Source organism: Candidatus Clostridium radicumherbarum (assembly GCF_045310525.1).
GTDB classification, from domain to species: domain Bacteria; phylum Bacillota; class Clostridia; order Clostridiales; family Clostridiaceae; genus Clostridium_AT; species Clostridium_AT radicumherbarum.
On sequence record NZ_JBJHZY010000002.1, the window covers coordinates 113,716 to 131,406 of the forward strand.

The 17,691-nt window shown below is 30.7% G+C and carries 15 protein-coding genes and 1 other annotated feature; of the genes, 5 read left to right on the forward strand and 10 right to left on the reverse strand.

What is annotated here, in order from left to right; translation table 11 throughout:
• Positions 1 to 35 precede the first annotated feature (35 nt).
• Positions 36 to 623 carry an HD domain-containing protein gene (locus ACJDUH_RS10365; RefSeq protein WP_406765141.1) on the reverse strand — a complete coding sequence of 196 codons (588 nt, stop codon included), beginning with the start codon at positions 621 to 623 and terminating at the stop codon, positions 36 to 38.
• Positions 624 to 809: 186 nt separating this feature from the next.
• Here ACJDUH_RS10365 and ACJDUH_RS10370 point away from each other — a divergent pair, with 186 nt between their 5' ends.
• Both ACJDUH_RS10370 and leuS read left to right on the forward strand, forming a co-directional pair.
• Entirely contained in the window at positions 810 to 1,301 is a 492-nt protein-coding gene (locus ACJDUH_RS10370; RefSeq protein ID WP_406765142.1) for a DUF6106 family protein, read from the forward strand.
• A 103-nt stretch (positions 1,302 to 1,404) separates the two neighbouring features.
• Positions 1,405 to 1,628: a binding site (T-box leader), on the forward strand.
• Positions 1,629 to 1,760: 132 nt separating this feature from the next.
• Positions 1,761 to 4,196, forward strand: a complete 2,436-nt coding sequence (gene leuS, locus ACJDUH_RS10375) for a leucine--tRNA ligase (protein ID WP_406765143.1) — start codon at positions 1,761 to 1,763, stop codon at positions 4,194 to 4,196.
• Between the two features lie 75 nt (positions 4,197 to 4,271).
• On the opposite strand, the gene yjbM is transcribed toward leuS, so the two are convergent.
• Complete coding sequence (gene yjbM / locus ACJDUH_RS10380) at positions 4,272 to 5,060, reverse strand: GTP diphosphokinase (protein ID WP_406765144.1); 789 nt, start codon at positions 5,058 to 5,060, stop codon at positions 4,272 to 4,274.
• Positions 5,061 to 5,239: 179 nt separating this feature from the next.
• Here yjbM and ACJDUH_RS10385 point away from each other — a divergent pair, with 179 nt between their 5' ends.
• Positions 5,240 to 6,103: a DUF2225 domain-containing protein gene (locus ACJDUH_RS10385; RefSeq protein WP_406765145.1), complete on the forward strand. Its 864-nt coding sequence runs from the start codon at positions 5,240 to 5,242 to the stop codon at positions 6,101 to 6,103.
• Between the two features lie 88 nt (positions 6,104 to 6,191).
• On the opposite strand, the gene ACJDUH_RS10390 is transcribed toward ACJDUH_RS10385, so the two are convergent.
• The 4 genes from ACJDUH_RS10390 to tyrS form a co-directional block, all read right to left on the reverse strand.
• On the reverse strand, positions 6,192 to 6,875 hold the full coding sequence (locus ACJDUH_RS10390) for a metallophosphoesterase (RefSeq protein WP_406765146.1): 684 nt from the start codon (positions 6,873 to 6,875) through the stop codon (positions 6,192 to 6,194).
• A gap of 21 nt (positions 6,876 to 6,896) precedes the next feature.
• Entirely contained in the window at positions 6,897 to 7,157 is a 261-nt protein-coding gene (locus tag ACJDUH_RS10395; protein ID WP_406765147.1) for an EscU/YscU/HrcU family type III secretion system export apparatus switch protein, read from the reverse strand.
• A gap of 14 nt (positions 7,158 to 7,171) precedes the next feature.
• A complete protein-coding gene (locus ACJDUH_RS10400) occupies positions 7,172 to 8,938 on the reverse strand; it encodes a hypothetical protein (RefSeq protein WP_406765148.1) in 1,767 nt (588 codons plus the stop codon).
• A 198-nt stretch (positions 8,939 to 9,136) separates the two neighbouring features.
• Positions 9,137 to 10,357, reverse strand: coding sequence for a tyrosine--tRNA ligase (gene tyrS, locus ACJDUH_RS10405; RefSeq protein WP_406765149.1), 1,221 nt, complete (start codon positions 10,355 to 10,357; stop codon positions 9,137 to 9,139).
• Positions 10,358 to 10,571: 214 nt separating this feature from the next.
• Between tyrS and ACJDUH_RS10410 the strand changes: the two genes are divergently transcribed.
• A complete protein-coding gene (locus ACJDUH_RS10410) occupies positions 10,572 to 11,399 on the forward strand; it encodes an RMD1 family protein (RefSeq protein ID WP_406765150.1) in 828 nt (275 codons plus the stop codon).
• A 34-nt stretch (positions 11,400 to 11,433) separates the two neighbouring features.
• Here the strand turns inward: ACJDUH_RS10410 and ACJDUH_RS10415 are convergent, their stop codons facing one another.
• From ACJDUH_RS10415 to ACJDUH_RS10430, 4 genes are all read right to left on the reverse strand, one after another.
• Complete coding sequence (locus ACJDUH_RS10415) at positions 11,434 to 11,844, reverse strand: P-loop NTPase family protein (protein WP_406765151.1); 411 nt, start codon at positions 11,842 to 11,844, stop codon at positions 11,434 to 11,436.
• Positions 11,845 to 12,115: 271 nt separating this feature from the next.
• A complete protein-coding gene (locus ACJDUH_RS10420; protein WP_406765152.1) occupies positions 12,116 to 13,705 on the reverse strand; it encodes a bifunctional metallophosphatase/5'-nucleotidase in 1,590 nt (529 codons plus the stop codon).
• 147 nt (positions 13,706 to 13,852) lie between these two features.
• Positions 13,853 to 14,962 carry a Ger(x)C family spore germination protein gene (locus ACJDUH_RS10425; protein WP_406765153.1) on the reverse strand — a complete coding sequence of 370 codons (1,110 nt, stop codon included), beginning with the start codon at positions 14,960 to 14,962 and terminating at the stop codon, positions 13,853 to 13,855.
• A complete protein-coding gene (locus ACJDUH_RS10430; RefSeq protein ID WP_406765154.1) occupies positions 14,959 to 16,365 on the reverse strand; it encodes a spore germination protein in 1,407 nt (468 codons plus the stop codon). The genes ACJDUH_RS10425 and ACJDUH_RS10430 overlap by 4 nt, the downstream gene beginning before the upstream one ends.
• A 148-nt stretch (positions 16,366 to 16,513) precedes the next feature.
• Here ACJDUH_RS10430 and ACJDUH_RS10435 point away from each other — a divergent pair, with 148 nt between their 5' ends.
• Positions 16,514 to 17,608, forward strand: coding sequence for a GerAB/ArcD/ProY family transporter (locus tag ACJDUH_RS10435; protein WP_406765155.1), 1,095 nt, complete (start codon positions 16,514 to 16,516; stop codon positions 17,606 to 17,608).
• Positions 17,609 to 17,691 lie beyond the last annotated feature (83 nt).

Sequence of the window (17,691 nt, forward strand, 5' to 3'; positions counted from 1 at the left end):
TTAAAAAATCACAATAAATTATATAAAAATTTTTCTCATCTAAGCCTTTCACAATCCTTAAGAAGGTTTGGAAGTATATTATCTAGAAAATATTTTGAACTTATTATATCAATTTCTTTTATCTGATTTAAAATAGTATTATATTTATCTACAAATGGATTACAATTTTCTAAACTTATTTCATTAATGCATTCAATTAAGGCATCTATATGGTCTGCACATCGAAGGATTTGACCTTCTAAGCTTAAATCCTTGCCTTCAAAAATAAGGTTTTTATAAATATTTCTATAGGGTTCTTCCATTGAAGACAAAAGATGTTCCTCTGCCACTTCTTCTTCTATTATATCCACCATTTGCTTCATCTCTATATTCTTATGTTTTACAAAACTCAATATATCTCCAGTTAAGGCCTCCACAACATCGTGGTTAATAAGTTTTTTAAATAGTCTTTCCCAGTTTACAATATTTCCATGCTCCTCCTCAATTAATGCTAGCATTTGACCTATTTGTGCTACTAAAAAGGAGTGTTCACTTACAGTTGCTCTTCTATGCATAAATTCATTTGCCCAACGTCCCATATTATTTAATTTTCTTACAGTTGTTAGATATTTATCCAGGCTCATAGTTAACCTCCTCTTTGTTTAATATTTATAATTTTTTAAGTTTCAATATTAGCTTAGTTACTTTGTAATATCAATTATATCATAGCTGCTATATAATTATTAAAATAAATCGAATATTATATTTTTTTATTAAAAATAATGTTATAATTACTTTAAATATCATTGCAATTGAGAGGAGTAGTAACATTGGATAATTTTTATGAACAACTTGCTGCAACCTATAAGACAGGTACGTACAAGCTTTTAAATGCTTGTGTTTATTTTTTTGGTGCACTTGCAGTCATATCAATGGCAGTAATTCCTGTTTTTATTTTAAGTTTATTAATAGCTATAGCCTGTTTTTTTGGAAAAAAGAAACTTTATGTAGAATATGAGTATGCTTTTACTAATGGAGAAATAGACATTGATAAAATTGTAGAAATGAAAAAAAGAAAAAGAGTAATGAATTTTCAAATAAAAGAAGTTGAGCTGTTAGCGCCTGAAAACAGCTATTATGTTAAAGATTTTTTAAATGTACCTAATGATATTGTAAGCTGCTATCCTAAAACTACAGACAAGGATATATACGTTGCCATGATAACAGGTGGAAATAAAAGAGTTAAATTAAGATTTACTCCAGATGAGGAATTTTTGAGCTTATGCTTTAAATATAACCCTAGAGCAGTTAAAAAGAGCTGACTTTAATGTAAATTTAAGTTTTTATTAATACCTTGCATTTTTATAACTTTTCTAATTACTTAATCATTGACATAAAGCAAAACTTAGAATATAATGTTATAAAATATGAGCTTTGAACAGGAATAGTAATTTAAAAGCATACTAAGAGAGCTGTTGGCTGGTGCAAAACAGTGTTTGATTCTAAATGAACTCGCCTGGGAGCATACTTACAGAAAAGTAAGTACGGTAAATCCGTTATCTTTTTAAGTGAAACATAAACCTTCCATTTTTATTTATGTTTATGTTTAATTAGAGTGGTACCGCGAAACAATAACTTTCGTCTCTTAGTGAGATGAAGGTTTTTTTATTTATTAGCTAAGTATAGGAGGTTAAAGCCCTAAATGGGCTTTAACGAATAATTATCGAATGGAACGAGAGAGCCTAATTGCTCAGTCGTAACCACTAAAGGGAGGAATTAGAATGGCAAATTATAGTACAGCCATAGATAAAAAATGGCAAAAAAAATGGGAAGAAACAGAGCTTTACAAGTTTGATTATAAAAATGAGAAGAAAAAATTATATGTACTTGAAATGTTCTCTTATCCATCAGGCAGTAACCTTCATGCAGGACACTGGTTTAATTATGGTCCTGTAGATTCCTGGGCAAGAATGAAAAGGATGCAGGGCTATAATGTGTTTCAACCAATGGGCTTTGATGCTTTTGGCCTTCCTGCTGAAAATTATGCAATTAAAACAGGAATTCATCCAAAGGACTCAACATTAAAAAATATTGAAACCATGGAAAGGCAGCTTAAAGCCATGGGAGCCATGTTTAATTGGGATAATGAAGTTGTTACATGTTTACCCGAATATTATAAATGGACTCAATGGGTATTTTTAAAGCTTTATGAAAAAGGCTTGGCTTATAGAAAAAAGGCCCCTGTTAATTGGTGCCCTAGCTGTAACACAGTACTTGCAAATGAACAGGTAGTTGATGGACATTGTGAACGCTGCGATACTGAGGTTACAAAGAAGGATCTTACCCAATGGTTCTTAAAAATAACTGATTATGCAGATGAACTTTTAGATAAATTAGATACCTTGGATTGGCCTGAAAAAACTAAAGCTATGCAGAAGCATTGGATAGGCAGATCTACCGGTGCTGAGGTTAATTTTAAGGTTTGTGATTCTGACCTTGATTTTAATGTTTTTACTACTAGAGTTGATACCCTATTTGGTGTTACCTATGTGGTTCTGGCTCCAGAAAATGAGCTTGTAGATAAACTTACCACATCTGAAAACAAGGATGCAGTTGAGGAATATAAAGAAAATGCCAGAAAGCAAACTGATATAGAAAGACAATCCCTAACTCGTGAAAAGACAGGAGTATTTACTGGAAGTTTCGCAACAAATCCCATTAATGGAAGAAAGGTTCCAATTTGGGTTGCTGATTATGTGTTGGCTACTTACGGAACTGGCGCAGTTATGGCTGTTCCTGCTCATGATGAAAGAGATTTTGAATTTGCAACAAAATTCAAACTGCCTATTGAAAGAGTTATTGAAGGTGGAGATAGCCTTCCATTTACAGAATACGGAAGACTGGTAAACAGTGGAGAATTTAATGGTTTAACCACAGAAGAAGCTAAAAAGGCAATTGTCAATAAGCTTGAATTATCTTCCTTAGGTTCTTCAAAGGTAAATTATAGACTGAGAGATTGGCTTGTTTCAAGACAGAGATATTGGGGTGCACCTATTCCTGTAGTTCATTGTGAACACTGTGGAATAGTTCCAGTTCCTGAAGATCACCTTCCAGTAGAATTACCTTATAATGTAGAATTCGCACCAGATGGCAAGTCTCCACTTGCTAAAAGTGATGAATTTATGCATACCACTTGCCCAAAATGCGGCGGTGAGGCTCTAAGGGATCCTGATACCCTTGATACCTTTGTAGATTCTTCCTGGTATTTCTTAAGATATGCAGATAATAAAAACGTTGAAGAAGCCTTCAATTCAGAGCTGATTAATGAAATACTACCTGTAGATAAATATGTTGGTGGACCTGAACATGCTTGTATGCATCTTTTATATGCTAGATTTGTTACAAAGGCTCTTAGAGACATGGGATACTTAAACTTTGATGAACCCTTCCTTTCACTTACTCACCAAGGTTTAATACTTGGGCCAGACGGCCAAAAGATGAGTAAATCTAAGGGTAATACTATAAATCCTGACGATTATATTTCAGAATATGGCTCAGATGTTTTTAGAATGTATCTTATGTTTGGCTTTGGCTATACAGAAGGAGGAGCATGGAGTGATGATGGCTTAAAAGCCATTGCAAGATTTGTGGATAGAATTGAAAGATTGCTTGAGTCTTCAAGAGAAGTAATCAATGCAAAGGACAATAAAACTACTATAGACAAAGCTGAAAAAGAATTAAATTTCTGGAGACATTCAGCAATTAAAGGTGTAACGGAAGATTCAGAAATACTTCAATTTAATACTGCCATAGCAAGAATAATGGAGTTTACTAATGCTCTGTCAAAGTATCTAAATGAAGAGAAAAAAAATGGAGAATTTTTAAAAGAAACAATTATAGATTTAATTAAGCTTTTAGCACCATTTGCCCCTCACTTTAGCGAAGAACAATGGAGCCTTACTGAGATGAATTATTCAGTCTTCAATGAGAGTTGGCCAAAATTCCATGCTTCTGCTTTAATAAAAGATGAAATTGAAATAGCTATACAAATAAATGGTAAAGTTAAGGCTAGAATCAATGTTGCTTCAAATCTAGGGGAAGATGAAATTAAAAAATCTGCCTTAAACAACACTGAAATTAAAGAAATTCTTGCAGGAAAAGACATTGCCAAAGTCATAGTTATAAAAGGAAGGTTAGTTAATATAGTTGCTAAATAAATATTTTAGAACCTTATAGTACAATTAAAAATCTAAGACGCTGAAATAGTTTCAGCGTCTTCTTTATATAAAAATTTATTTGTATTTGTCCAAAACCTTTTCTGTAGCTTGCAGGAGATTGTTTAAATCATAAACCTCTCCTTCTTCAATAAGCTTATTTAAATGCATTTGAAACCTTGTAGATTCAGCCATTTTACCTATTGAACTTAAAGTTAAAATGTTATTCATTATATTTGAAATTAAATTTGACTTTACCTCAAATAACTTTTGTGCATCTTTAATTTCATCTTTAATTTCTAACATCATCTGATCTAAGTTAAAAGCAGCATCAGCGGCATTTTTTAACTTCTGCCTTATATAATCTGGTATCTCATGTTTATATTTATAATTTAATGAATGTTCAACTGTAGCCCAAAAGTTCATTGCAAGAGTTCTTATCTGAAGTTCAGCAAGGATATCCTTTTGTCCTTCTGCAAGGTTAACAGGATATTTTATTATCATATGATAGCTTCTGTAACCGCTAGTCTTATAATTAGTCACATAATCTTTTTCATACATTATTTGCATATCTTTTCTGTTTCTAATAAGCTCAACAACTTTATTAACATCATCAACAAACTGACACATAATCCTTATGCCTGCTATATCTTCCATTTCGTATTCTATGCGGTCTAGAGGTATATTAAATTTATTAGCCTTTTCAAGAATGCTTGCTATTTCTTTAACTCTTCCTGTAACAAGTTCAATTGGGGAATATTCATTTCTTCTTCTAAGCTCGTTTCGAATACTCCTAAATTTTATTTTAAGCTCATCAACAGCTTGCTCATAAGGTATTAAAAAAGTCTTCCATTCTTTAATTGCCATATCCATCGTCACCCTTTACAAAAAACTTCTCATATATATTATATTATATTTCTATAAATTAACAACTACAAATAGTTTAATAATTTTTTTATTACCTGCTTATTCAAACCAATAGATTATTATATTTTATTTGATATAATAGAACTAGTAGAAAAATTTATTTGACAAGGATGATGCAAATGAGTGACAAAATATTTTCTGGTTTAGAGGGCCTTGGCTTCGATGATATAAGTGATGTAAGCCTTTATAAAACAGATAAAGAAAAAGGGAAACAGGATGACAAAGAGAAAAAAGAAGATGAACCTAAAAATTATTTATATGACGTTACTGTAACCTGCCCTGTTTGCGGAAATAAATTTCAAGCAAGAGCTGTGAAAAGTTCTGCTTATAGAAGGCAGAAAAGTGACAGCGACCTTCATGTTCGATACTCTTTAATAAACCCATACTTTTATGAAGTATATCTTTGTAATGTTTGTGGATATTCTGCCATGAAACAAGATTTTGATAGAATTAGAGATTACCAGAAGGAAATTATACAAAAGAAAATAGCTCCAAAGTGGCGAGGAAGACGTTATCCTGAGGTTTATGATAATGATATTGCAATTGAAAGGTACAAGCTTAGCCTTTTAAACAATGTCGTGATGGAGGCTAAAACCAGCAAAAAGGCACTTAATTGTCTTAGGATAGCATGGATGTATAGGCTTAAGGAAGATGATGAAAATGAACAACTTTTTTTAAAGCAAGCCTTAGAAGGTTTTAATGAAGCATATTTAAGTGAGGACTTTCCTATCTGCGGAATGGATAAGTTTACAATGATGTATTTAATTGGCGAGCTCCATAGAAGAACTGAAAATTTAAATGAGGCTAATCTATGGTTTAGCAAGGTTATAACAACCCCATCCGTGCCCCAGAAGATAAAGGATATAGCTAAAGACCAAAGAGATTTAATTAAAGAAGCATTAGAACGCCCCATAGAAGCTGCTGAAGAATCAGAAGAAGAAGATAATAAAAAAACCGGTTTTTTCTCAAAGTTATTTAAATAATATGAAATTCTAGACATAAAAATACAGCATGTATTAGCTTTAAAGCCAGTACATGCTGTATTTTACAATTAAATATAAATTATGAGATCTACAATATTTTAATGGGATCAAAGTTTATGTAATCTGCTGAAGTTAGTATGTATTCTACTCCATCCAGGTTTCCTTCTAATATATTACTAAAATTTGGGCCGTGAATATGACCATAAAATACTTTCTCAACTCCATATTCTTTGAAAATTTTAGTAAACTCTGTCTCCGTAGAATTTTCATTGGTAGGAGGATAATGTACCATAACCAATAGTTTTTTGTATCCACCCTTTATAGCTGAATCTAAGGACAGCTTTAATCTAATAATTTCTCTATCATAAATTTTCCTATCATGACTTGTGAAATTCTCTCCAGGAGATACCCAACCTCTAGTCCCGCATATAGCATAGTCCTCATAAGAAAAATAGTTATTTTGAATAAAGTTCATATCCTCATATAATTTGTTAAGTTTAGAAATACTTTGCCACCAATAATCATGATTACCCTTTATTAATATTTTCTTACCTGGAAGATTGTGAATCCACATTAACTCCCTTAAACCCTCTTCCATTTTTATAGACCATGAAATATCACCTGCTATTAAAACTGTATCCTCATCTCTAATTTTTAAATGCCAATTTCTTTCAATTTTTTCATCATGTTTATACCACTGATCTCCAAAAACATGCATTGGCTTTTCTCCACCAAGTGCCAAATGCAGATCAGAAATTGCATAAAGGCTCATTTAGTCAACTCCTTTCGGTGGTCATCTTTTACTTCTATCCATATCCATAACATATACTATTATTTTAGCCACCGCTTCATATAATTCAGGAGGTATGCTTTCTCCTACATCCACATTTGCAAGAAGCTCAGCCATTTCCTTATTATATACAATTGGAACATTGCTTTCTTCTGCTTTTTTTATTATATTCTCGGCAATAATACCCATGCCTGCTGCTGTTACAATAGGGGTATCATAATTATTCTCATACTCAAGAGCAGCCGCCTTTTTAATGTTTTTCATTTTTAACCATCCTCTTAAACCTTAACGTTAATACTACTTAGGCTGCTGTCATCGAAAAAATCCCTGCAAGTTATTACATTGACTCCTAAGTCTCTTTTTTCTATATTTAAAAAGGTATTATAGCCTAATTCCTTAAGTTCATTCATTATTCTATTTTTGCCAGATGAAAGTAATTTAATCCAGTTTTCATCACATTTAATTGTTACATTCATATTTTGCTCTTTTACTTTCATATAGGCATCCACAACACCTATATTGCCCGTTTTTACACTTACTACCATACTGACATTTTTAGAATCTATTTTCTTTCCGGTTTTCCTATCATCTTTGATTAATAGCTTACAGTTATATTCCTCTCTATTCAAATTAATAGGAATATCTAAATAATAGTATTGATTTGAAATAGAATTAAAAACTTTAAAATCATTAATATTATCCTTTAATCCCTGTATTACTTTGTCCATTAACTCAGGCTTAGTTTTATCAATTTTATCTATAACTTCTTTAATTATATTTTTCATAGTCTCTGTTTTATTAGAAAACTCTTCTTTAACTATGTCTTCTAATTGATTTTTGACTAAGCTTATATTATCCTTCGATGAACTTTTAAAAGCTGTTACCTTATCTTCTACATCTTTATTTTCGCTGTTTTTTTCTAAGTTAATTACCTTATCTTTATCAATATCCGAATTTTTTTCACTTAATGCTTTAAAACTTTTATCAATTTTCTCAAATTCACTTTCCAGAGTTTCATTATTTTTATCCGATATTATATTGTTACTATCTTTATTTCCATTATCAGCAGTTTCTATAGTTTTTGGATTAATGTTGTCAAAGCTATTATCTTTTCCCTTAAGGTTTATTAATTTATTCATTTCCTTATTAGGCATGTTTTCTTGAAGCAGTTTTTTTATCCCATCAAAGAGGCTTGATTCTTTAGAATTTAAACTGCTGCTTTCATCCTTTAATTTTAATTCCTGAAAAAGCTTATTAATTTCTTCCTTTGCATTCGGTGCTTCTTTAATTCTAAGCAGAAGATTAGATATATCTTCTTCATGATTACCATTTATGTTCATCTGTTTACTTATTCCATATAGTTCTTTATAAATTGTTGAAGGCTCATTGTTTACTCTTAAGAAGCTTTTAATATTTTCTTCAGTTAAATCTATATTATTTTCAAGCATAGTTAATATTTCATCTTCTGAAATATTTTTTAGTGCATTAAAGAATCTATATAGAGTATCTTTAATTTTAATGCCTTCAGCAGAATCAGGCTCTATATTTTTACTATTTATAAATTTAAGTATAAAATTATCAGCTTCATCAGTATCATTAAGAAGCTTATCTCTAAAATCAAAAATAGTTTTAACCTTAGATATGTTTTCTTTCGTTAAAGGCATATTATGTTTTATCATATTATTTAAAATATCGTAATCTTCTTTATCTACATCAATTTTACTTTGCAGTAATAGATCTTCAATAGTATTCTTATCTAATTCATCCTGATCCTTACTTGAATTTACAAGCTTAATTTGAAGCTTACCGTCAGAAAACCCTTCTACCTGAAATTTTACTAAACCTTCAGGCGCAAATTCTAGCGGCATTTGAAGTTTTGCCGGAAATTGCCATCCATCTAATAATCTTAGTATAAGCTCTTTACTCAGTTCACCAGTTGAAACAATCTTTGCAGAAAAAACTTGCCCAACTTCAAATGAAAGCTTACTTGATATTCTCTTAGGATTAATATTATAGGCACCAATTATATTGCTAATACCCGACATTGCTTCACCACCTAAATTTACATTTGATATATAATTATCGTTAAAACTATGAAATACTTAATCATCATAAAAGGAATTAGACACTGAAATAGCAGAATTTGCGAAATCCACTGAGGAACTATTATAAATACACATTTATTAATACCTTCAGTTTATTCTGTAAATATGACCTAATTTTCAGTGTCTAATTTTATATTTTTATTCTAAAACTATTTTGTTGTAATTTTTCTTTCCTCTTTTCACCAGCATACCATCTTCTGAAAAATGCTCTTCTGTAACAATAAAGTTTACATCTTTTACTTTTTCATCATTAACAGTAAGTCCACCCTGCTGTATGAGTCTTCTTCCCTCTCCCTTTGATGGAAGTATTTTTACTTCTACTAATATATCTAATATGCTAGAACCTATTAACTCCTTTGAAATAGAGGAAGTTGGTACATTCGACATATCATTGCCACCTGAAAACAGTGCCTCTGCCCCAGATTTAGCCTTTAAAGCCTCATCTTCTCCATGAATTAGCTTAGTAACTTCAAATGCAAGAACCTTCTTAGCTTCGTTTATTTCAGCATCTTTAAGAGATCCTAATCTTCTAACTTCCTCCATAGGTAAAAATGTTAAAAGTCCAAGACACTTTTCTACGTCCGCATCATCTATATTTCTCCAATATTGATAGAAATCATAAGGTGAAGTTTTTTCCTTATCTAGCCACAGTGCTCCTTTTTCTGTTTTACCCATCTTCTTGCCTTCGCTGTTAGTTAATAAGGCACAGGTCATTGCAAAGGCAGGTTTATTTTCCTTTCTTCTAATTAGATCAGCCCCAGCTATCATATTAGACCATTGATCATCCCCACCTAACTGCATGATGCAGCCATATCGTCTATTTAATTCTAAAAAGTCATAGCCCTGCATAAGCATGTAATTAAATTCTAGGAAGGAAAGCCCCTTTTCAAGCCTCTGCTTAAAGCATTCAGCTGTCAGCATCCTATTAACTGAAAAATGAACTCCTACCTCTCTAAGAAAATCAACATAATTAAGATCTAAAAGCCAATTGGCATTATTTTCAAGTATAGCCTTGCCATCACTAAAGTCAATAAGCCTTTCAAGCTGCTTCTTAATTGATTCAGCATTATTGGCTATTTCTTCTTTTGTAAGCATCTTTCTCATATCAGTTTTACCAGAAGGATCTCCAACCATAGCAGTTCCTCCACCAACTAAGGCAATAGGTCTATGCCCTGCTCTTTGCATATGTGCCATCATCATCATTGCAATAAAATGACCTACATGTAAGCTATCTGCTGTTGGATCAAAGCCTATATAAAAAGTTATCTTTTCTTTTTCTAATAATTCCTTAATTTCTTCTTCATGAGTTAATTGCTTAAGAAAACCACGTTCTACTAATACGTCATATACACTAAACATTATAATCTCTCCTTCGTTTCTTCGCTTTATCTTATAATAGTATATATTTAAAACATTATTTAATCAATATTTGCTGTATACTAATTGAAGTTTATGATAAAATCATAGTTATAGATAATAAGCTTCTTACATTATTATCTAATAGAATCATGTTTGCTGCATTAATAAAAATATGCTATTGAAGCTTAAAGTTATATATAAAGGAGTGTTTACTATGCAGAGCTGGGTCTTTAAATCCTTGGTATTAAGTAATGAGATAAATTTAAACAAGTTAGCAGCTCATTTTGGTATAAATCATAAATATAAATGGGAAGACCCCCTGGTGCTGAGTGATAGTGCATTAAAGGGAATTATAAAAGGTGTAGAAAACAAGTGGGTTTACATATATTATTTTGGTTCTATGGTTTTTGTAAACATGGAACATCATGAAATAATGGATGTTACAAATTATATTAAAAAGATAGATCCTAATTTAAAAAATAACGCACCGGATAATTATATTGATGAATATAGGCTTGAGATATCACCGGAATATGAATATATGCTATATAATGACCTCATGACATCAAATGAATTTGCACCCTATTATCTTGATATATTGTCTGTGGTACTGGCAAAATCTACAGCACTTAGGAAAATAGAAAATGATACGGAAAAGCTCCTTGATAGCATTGAGGATGTCATAAATTACCTTGATACTGGCAAATTCAATATGTCTGATGAACAAATTGCAAAAATTTCAGCACAGGTTCTCAGGTTTAAGTATCATACTATTTCAAACCTTATGCTTCTTGATAAGCCAAAATCTGCCTGGGACAATGAAGACATAGAAAATTTCTTTGTTCAAGCTACTGAGCTCTTCGAATTTAAGGAAAGATATGCAAAGATTACTGGTAAAAGTGAAATCCTTCGAGATATAACAGATGTATTTGCTACATTATCTCATGAAAAAAGAGGTACTAAACTTGAAATTATGGTAATTATACTCATTCTTTTTGAACTAATTATAGGAATTTTAGAGTTTATTTATAGATTGCATTAATAAAAAAAGGCTGCATTTTAGCAGCCTTTTTTTTCTATGCAACATATTTTTTGATAAATTCCGGCATTTCCCGCTCTTCTTCATTAACATTTATATAGAAATCAACATTATTTTCAAGAGAAAGTTTTTCTAATTGCAAAAATAAATGTGCCGCATCACTTACAACGCCAGATACAATATTGAATAACCCATCAACATAAATGGTATCAACATCATAATCCTCCGAAATAATGCCGCACAAGAATCCGTAAAAACAGTTAAAATCTTTTAAGCCATATTCACCAGTTGAAATAAATCTAATTTTTTTGTCTAAATCAAAAAGTCTTCTTCTGTCACAATCAATATAAACTACATGTCCATTAGCCTCTAAAATTCTGTCATTTGCCAAATTAATCAGTGCTTTAGTTTTTCCTGAACCTCTTTTATTGCAGAATACATGAATCATGATTACCACCCCTTCAAGTTTTTTTTAGGTGCTATTTTCTACATTATATAATATTCAGAATATTTATTCAATATTCTGAATCATAATGTTTCTTAACAAATTGTTAACTTTAATTATGATCTATATACATTAGTTTTTATAGAAAAATTATACTTACTTCTATTTACTATTCTTATCATATTGTGGTGAATATATACATTATTTTCTTATATTATTATATTATATTAATTGTATTAAAAGACGGTGTAAATCCACCGTCTATGGTATATTTTTAATCATGTATTACGCTCCAATTATTATTAACCTCAGCCTCTATTAAGCCTCTATCCATAATGTAGTTTGCAATTAATTCTGAAACATCAGTTGTCATGTCTTTAATCACTGGCTTATTTTGGAACATTTCATACTCACCGCCACCGCCGGCCCTGTAATTATTCATGACTACATCATATTCCTTTCCCATTTCCAAGGGAAATCCTTTGTAATCCAGTTTAACAACTCTTTCTCCAATTGGCTTTGATATATTTAAAATATAATCAATGCCTTCCCACATATCATAATTATAATGCTGAATCTTATTGTTAAAAAACTCAGGATTTACCTTTATTTCTACGCCATTAAAGGTCTCAAAATAAGAAGCACTTCTTTCTAAGGCTGCCTTAATATCCTTTCCCATAATTCTAACTACTCTTAAGGTATTAGGATATATATAATTAGAAACTATATCTCTCATGGTAACTTCTGAAGGCAACCCTGGAGAATAGTTATCAAAAAGTGCTGTATTTGAAATGGAAGCTCCTGAATAGTACATTTGAACTTTATTTATAAACTCAATAAGTGCACTATCTTTTATCCTTATCTCCATAGGATCCTTTACAAGCATATCACCCTTAATCTTCCCAATTGGCATATCAAGCCATTTTTGAGTTTTCTCTTCATCTGTGATTACAATTTTAAGCAACTTAATATCAGTTTCAATATCTTTGGTACTTAAAAGCTTTGAAGATTTACTTACAATGCTCCACTCGTCTTCTCTCTTTTCAAATAAAATATCTATTTTTCCTAGGTGCGTTCCATTGGCACCTGGTTGAAGAACAAGTACACCATTAATAAACTTGTCAGATATTAACCTATGCTGATGACCAGTTAAGAGTACATCAATTCCCGGAACTTGCATACATAGTTCATATGCTTGATTTTCTCCTGTTAAGTTTTCTGCAGCTTCTCCAGTATCAATATCTCGTTCTATACCTCCATGGTATGAAACTAAAACTACATCAACCTTTTCTACCTCTTTTAAATGTTTAACAAGCCTTTCTGCATGAATTACTGGGTCTTCAAACTCAATACCTTCAATATTTATGGGATTCTCCCAATTGGGGATATACTTCGTGGTTAATCCAATTATAGCAACCTTTAATCCATTAGAAAATTCTTTAATAATATACCTCTTACCTGAATAGGGTTGTTTATTTACCTTAAAAACAGTATTTGATGAGAGCCATGGAAAGCTTGAATCTTTCATAGCACTCTCTAGAATTTCCTTACCATAATTAAATTCATGATTACCTATAACTGCAGCATCATAATTTAAATAATTTAATACCTTTATAGCTGGGTTTATATCCCTGCTGTCTATTCTTGCATAATGATATGTAATTGGTGTTCCCTGCAGCAAGTCTCCATTATCTATAAGCATAGTAAAGGGATTAATTAATCTCTCCTGCTTTATTAGAGTAGAGATTTTAGCAAGTCCTGCATCACACTTTTCATTTGTACCATAATTTATAGGAAATATACTGCCATGAATATCGCTTGTTTCTAGTATTGTTAATTTAATAATTTCTTTATGCCCCTTCATTTATCCATAAACCCTTTCCATTATATAGGAGTTTGCATTATATTAACTATATTATAATCATTATACATATAATAAACAACTAAATTAATCTTAGAAAAATTATTGCTTACAATATTTCCCTAAACAAATATTATATTATATATTCCCTTATGTATTACCTTGTATGTCAGGTGAACCTTCAATAGTTTCATCTATTTGAAGTTTAAGTTCTGCTATCTTTAATACATTTTCCACTTTTACATTTGGATACTTTCTTTCAAATTCCTCCTGTATATCAAAAATATCTAAATTTTCTTCTTTATATTTATTAAATAAAATTTTACAAGCCTCTTCAATATTTGATTTAGATTTCTCTTTAATTTTCTCCAATTCCCCATTACTAAAACTTATTTTTTTCTGAACTGACCCCATAGTAGTTTTAAGTTTTATACTTTTATTAAGGTAAATTGTTTCTCCGTCATAAGTTAGATTAGTTTTTGTTTTACTATTTAGAATTCTTAAGGTTACAAATCTATCAGGAACATCAGGATTAGTAATTTCAAGACTACCTGAAGCTAAATTATTCATTAGAAAATTATAACCTAAACCTAAGGTTTTGGGCATAAAATCAACCATCTTATCATTCTTAATTATTGTTCCTCCCTCTATTTCTATAATATCCTCCAATTGATCTTTTTTTAAGTCTATAGCCGTAACAATTCCAGTTCTGCTTCCAATTAATCTTTTATTTAGATAATCATTAACTGGAAGCTTAATAGCTCTTGGGGAAGATCCCACATTTTCTATTAAATCATGAATATAAATACCTATATATTCTTCTGATTTAATTTTAGCACCAAGTATTCTATCAGGTGAAGTCATTAACACGGCAATGTACGGTCTTACCAAAAACTGCTGCTCTCTATCAATGATGTCAATAAAATTGTCTATACCATACTTAGCTGCACATTGAGTGAACATAATAACTTTATTTTGTGTATAATTTAACCTTAAACTTGATGATAAGTTTATATCATTTAAAGCTTCAAAAACTGTTTTTCCTGTTCCTTTAAATAATAATCGTTCTCCCTTTTCTGATCCGCTTTGTGTTGTTCTTGTAGGCTTAAATGCTTCTAAATATATTATGGGCATATTATTTTTATCAACATCAATAATTACAGTAGTTACAAATAAGAGCCTATTAACATCATCATAACCTTTGCACCCGTTAAAAAATAAAGTAAAACTTAAAAAAAGTAATAAAATTATCTTTTTCATTTTGTTTTATCCTCATCTAAAATATTATTTGATATTTTATTTAAATCTCCTCTTAATAAAAGATCTTCAAATTTATACTGCTTAAGGGTACCTAAAGGAAATAAAAAAGGGTAACCGCAGCTATTTAAGCCTGCCATATGAGAAACAAATATGCAAAAGCCTATATAAAAGCCAGGAAGCCCTAATATAGTAGATGAAACAATAATTACTATAGACCAAAAAAATGTTACTCCATATAAATTAGGAATTAAAAAAGAACTTATTGATGCAATTGCTACTATGATTAGCGTAGTTTGTGAGGCAATGTTAGCACCTACTGTTGCATCGCCTAATATCAGCGAGCCCACTATGCTCATTGATAATCCTATTGGCTGAGGAAGCCTTATGCCAGCTTCCCTGCTAAGCTGAAAAAAAACCATCATAACCAGTACTTCTACTACTGTTGGAAAGGGAACTCCTGCCCTTGCTATAGCAAGTCTAAAAATAAAACTATAGGGAATTAAAGAAAAATGATGGGTAACTATAGCTACATAAAACCCTGGAAGTAAACTTGCCATTATAAATGCAAACCATCTAAATATTCTAATTCCATTGGCAAAATATTTATTAGAAGTATAATCATCTGTGACTTCAAAGTTTTCAATAAAAAAATGCGGTACTGTAGCAACAAAGGGACTGCCATCTACAATTATCCCCACCCTTCCCTCACATATTCTAGAAGCAATTTTTTCTGGTTTTTCGCTATAGCCCACAGTGTCAAAAAGTGTATATTTACATTGAAATTGTTCTTCAATATGATTAGATAATATTGGTCCATTAACTTTTATAGAATTAACTTGTTTTTTTACATAATTTAAAAGCTCTGGTGGTACTTTGTTTTGAATATAAGTAAGCACAACTATTGTCTTTGTTGAATCACCAACAAGAATATTTTCAAATTTTAAATTAGTATCCTTTATCCTTCTTCTAAGCAGTGATACATTATCAATAAAAGGTTCATTAAAGCCCTCTCTTGGGCCTTTTATATTGGTTTCAGTTATAGGCGTTGTTATGCTTCTCTTGCTGTATTCCTTTGCCTCACAATATATTACCTTACTATAAAAGCTAAAGAAGATGACCACATTACCTGATAAAATACTAATCAGAGCCTCCTCCTCCGAGTTTATGTCTCCAACTGTATCAGCCATTATGATTTCTTTTTTTACTTCTTCGATACTATTTTTTATGAATTTAGCTTCTTGTAGAGGAGCAACAATATACTCACTAATAAATTTACAATTACATAGAGTCTCCGCAAAAACCAAAGTTATTAAGCCCCTAGGACATTGTATTTCTCTATATTTTATATCAAAATTATGATCTAGCTTCTTTCTTATGCTGGCTAGCATTTCAATTCCGTTCATACCACCACCACCTTTTAAGAATAAATGTAATTTATTCTATTATTCGTAATAAAAATGAATAGTATTCTTATGAAGGGCAATAATTACTAACATTAAGACTTGCTATAACTATGTAATACTTTGTAAGTTTATATGTGAGGTTACATATATGGATAAATTCACTTCCAAGCATGTTGCCTTTTTTATATTGGGCACGGCGGTAATATCCCTAAAAACTTATCCTGCAATTTATATGAAAAGTGGTGGTAAAGACTCATGGGTGGCAGTTATTATTTCTTCTCTGCTAATAATTTTCTACTTTTTATATATTTTATATATTTGTAAAAAAACAAATAACTACAATATTTGTGACATTTATAAGAAGGCTCTTGGTAATATACTTGGAACCTTATTCCTACTTTTTTTTGTTATGACTTTAATATTGACCTTAGTAGAAAGCTCCTCCGTAGAAGCAAGTTCAATGCATACTAATATGCTGATACTTAATCCACCTTGGTCCTTACTTGTGCTTTTCATTTTTCCTGCATTATACACCATAAAAAAAGGCAAGGTAGCAATTATTATAGTAACCTTAATAGGTATAACCTTAATTATGTTTGCAGGGATAAATCTTAGTATTCTAACTGCAAAGTATAAACAGTTAAAATATTTATTTCCTATATTCACCAATGGAGTTACCTTAGGATTTATTTTTTCTTTAATAAAGTCTTTTGGCATGTATGGCGGTTTAGGGATTGTTTTACCATATCTTAATGAAATTGGAGATAAAGTTAAATTAAAAAGAGATTCCTTAATAGGCTTAATTATATTAGTTCAAATGGAAATTATTGCTTCCACAGGAATTATAATGACCTTTAGTATCAATAGAGCTAATAATATATCCTATCCAAAACTTATTCAAACCCAGCTAGTAAGCCATTTTGGTTTTTTAGAAAATGGTGAGCTTTATGTTATGCTTCAAATAGTAGGTGGATGGTTTATAAAATATATTTTATCCTTTTTTGCAATACTGCTTATTCTAAAACAACTGAAGATTAAGAATAAATATATGGATTATATCCTAACAATAGTAGTATTTATAATAAGTTATTACTGTTCAAAGAACTTATTTACACTATTTAAACTTTTAGATTATTATACATATATTTGCCTTCTTAACTATATTATAATTCCTACCATTGTCATTACCATTTTCTATATAAGAACAAAATCAGCTGAAGCTAAAGGTATAAAGCCTGCATAAGTATGATATGCTCTTTGTGGTATGTAGCTAATAAAACTAACTGCTACAAGGTTGCATATCAGCAAAATGCAGGCTTTATATTT

What these genes read in the sequence shown, in the direction of transcription:
- ACJDUH_RS10365 (WP_406765141.1), bottom strand. Translation starts at nt 623, where the DNA reads ATGAGCCTGGATAAATATCTAACAACTGTAAGAAAATTAAATAATATG.
- leuS (WP_406765143.1), top strand. Translation starts at nt 1,761, where the DNA reads ATGGCAAATTATAGTACAGCCATAGATAAAAAATGGCAAAAAAAATGG.
- yjbM (WP_406765144.1), bottom strand. Translation starts at nt 5,060, where the DNA reads ATGGCAATTAAAGAATGGAAGACTTTTTTAATACCTTATGAGCAAGCT.
- ACJDUH_RS10385 (WP_406765145.1), top strand. Translation starts at nt 5,240, where the DNA reads ATGAGTGACAAAATATTTTCTGGTTTAGAGGGCCTTGGCTTCGATGAT.
- ACJDUH_RS10390 (WP_406765146.1), bottom strand. Translation starts at nt 6,875, where the DNA reads ATGAGCCTTTATGCAATTTCTGATCTGCATTTGGCACTTGGTGGAGAA.
- ACJDUH_RS10395 (WP_406765147.1), bottom strand. Translation starts at nt 7,157, where the DNA reads ATGAAAAACATTAAAAAGGCGGCTGCTCTTGAGTATGAGAATAATTAT.
- ACJDUH_RS10400 (WP_406765148.1), bottom strand. Translation starts at nt 8,938, where the DNA reads ATGTCGGGTATTAGCAATATAATTGGTGCCTATAATATTAATCCTAAG.
- tyrS (WP_406765149.1), bottom strand. Translation starts at nt 10,357, where the DNA reads ATGTTTAGTGTATATGACGTATTAGTAGAACGTGGTTTTCTTAAGCAA.
- ACJDUH_RS10410 (WP_406765150.1), top strand. Translation starts at nt 10,572, where the DNA reads ATGCAGAGCTGGGTCTTTAAATCCTTGGTATTAAGTAATGAGATAAAT.
- ACJDUH_RS10415 (WP_406765151.1), bottom strand. Translation starts at nt 11,844, where the DNA reads ATGATTCATGTATTCTGCAATAAAAGAGGTTCAGGAAAAACTAAAGCA.
- ACJDUH_RS10420 (WP_406765152.1), bottom strand. Translation starts at nt 13,705, where the DNA reads ATGAAGGGGCATAAAGAAATTATTAAATTAACAATACTAGAAACAAGC.
- ACJDUH_RS10425 (WP_406765153.1), bottom strand. Translation starts at nt 14,962, where the DNA reads ATGAAAAAGATAATTTTATTACTTTTTTTAAGTTTTACTTTATTTTTT.
- ACJDUH_RS10430 (WP_406765154.1), bottom strand. Translation starts at nt 16,365, where the DNA reads ATGAACGGAATTGAAATGCTAGCCAGCATAAGAAAGAAGCTAGATCAT.
- ACJDUH_RS10435 (WP_406765155.1), top strand. Translation starts at nt 16,514, where the DNA reads ATGGATAAATTCACTTCCAAGCATGTTGCCTTTTTTATATTGGGCACG.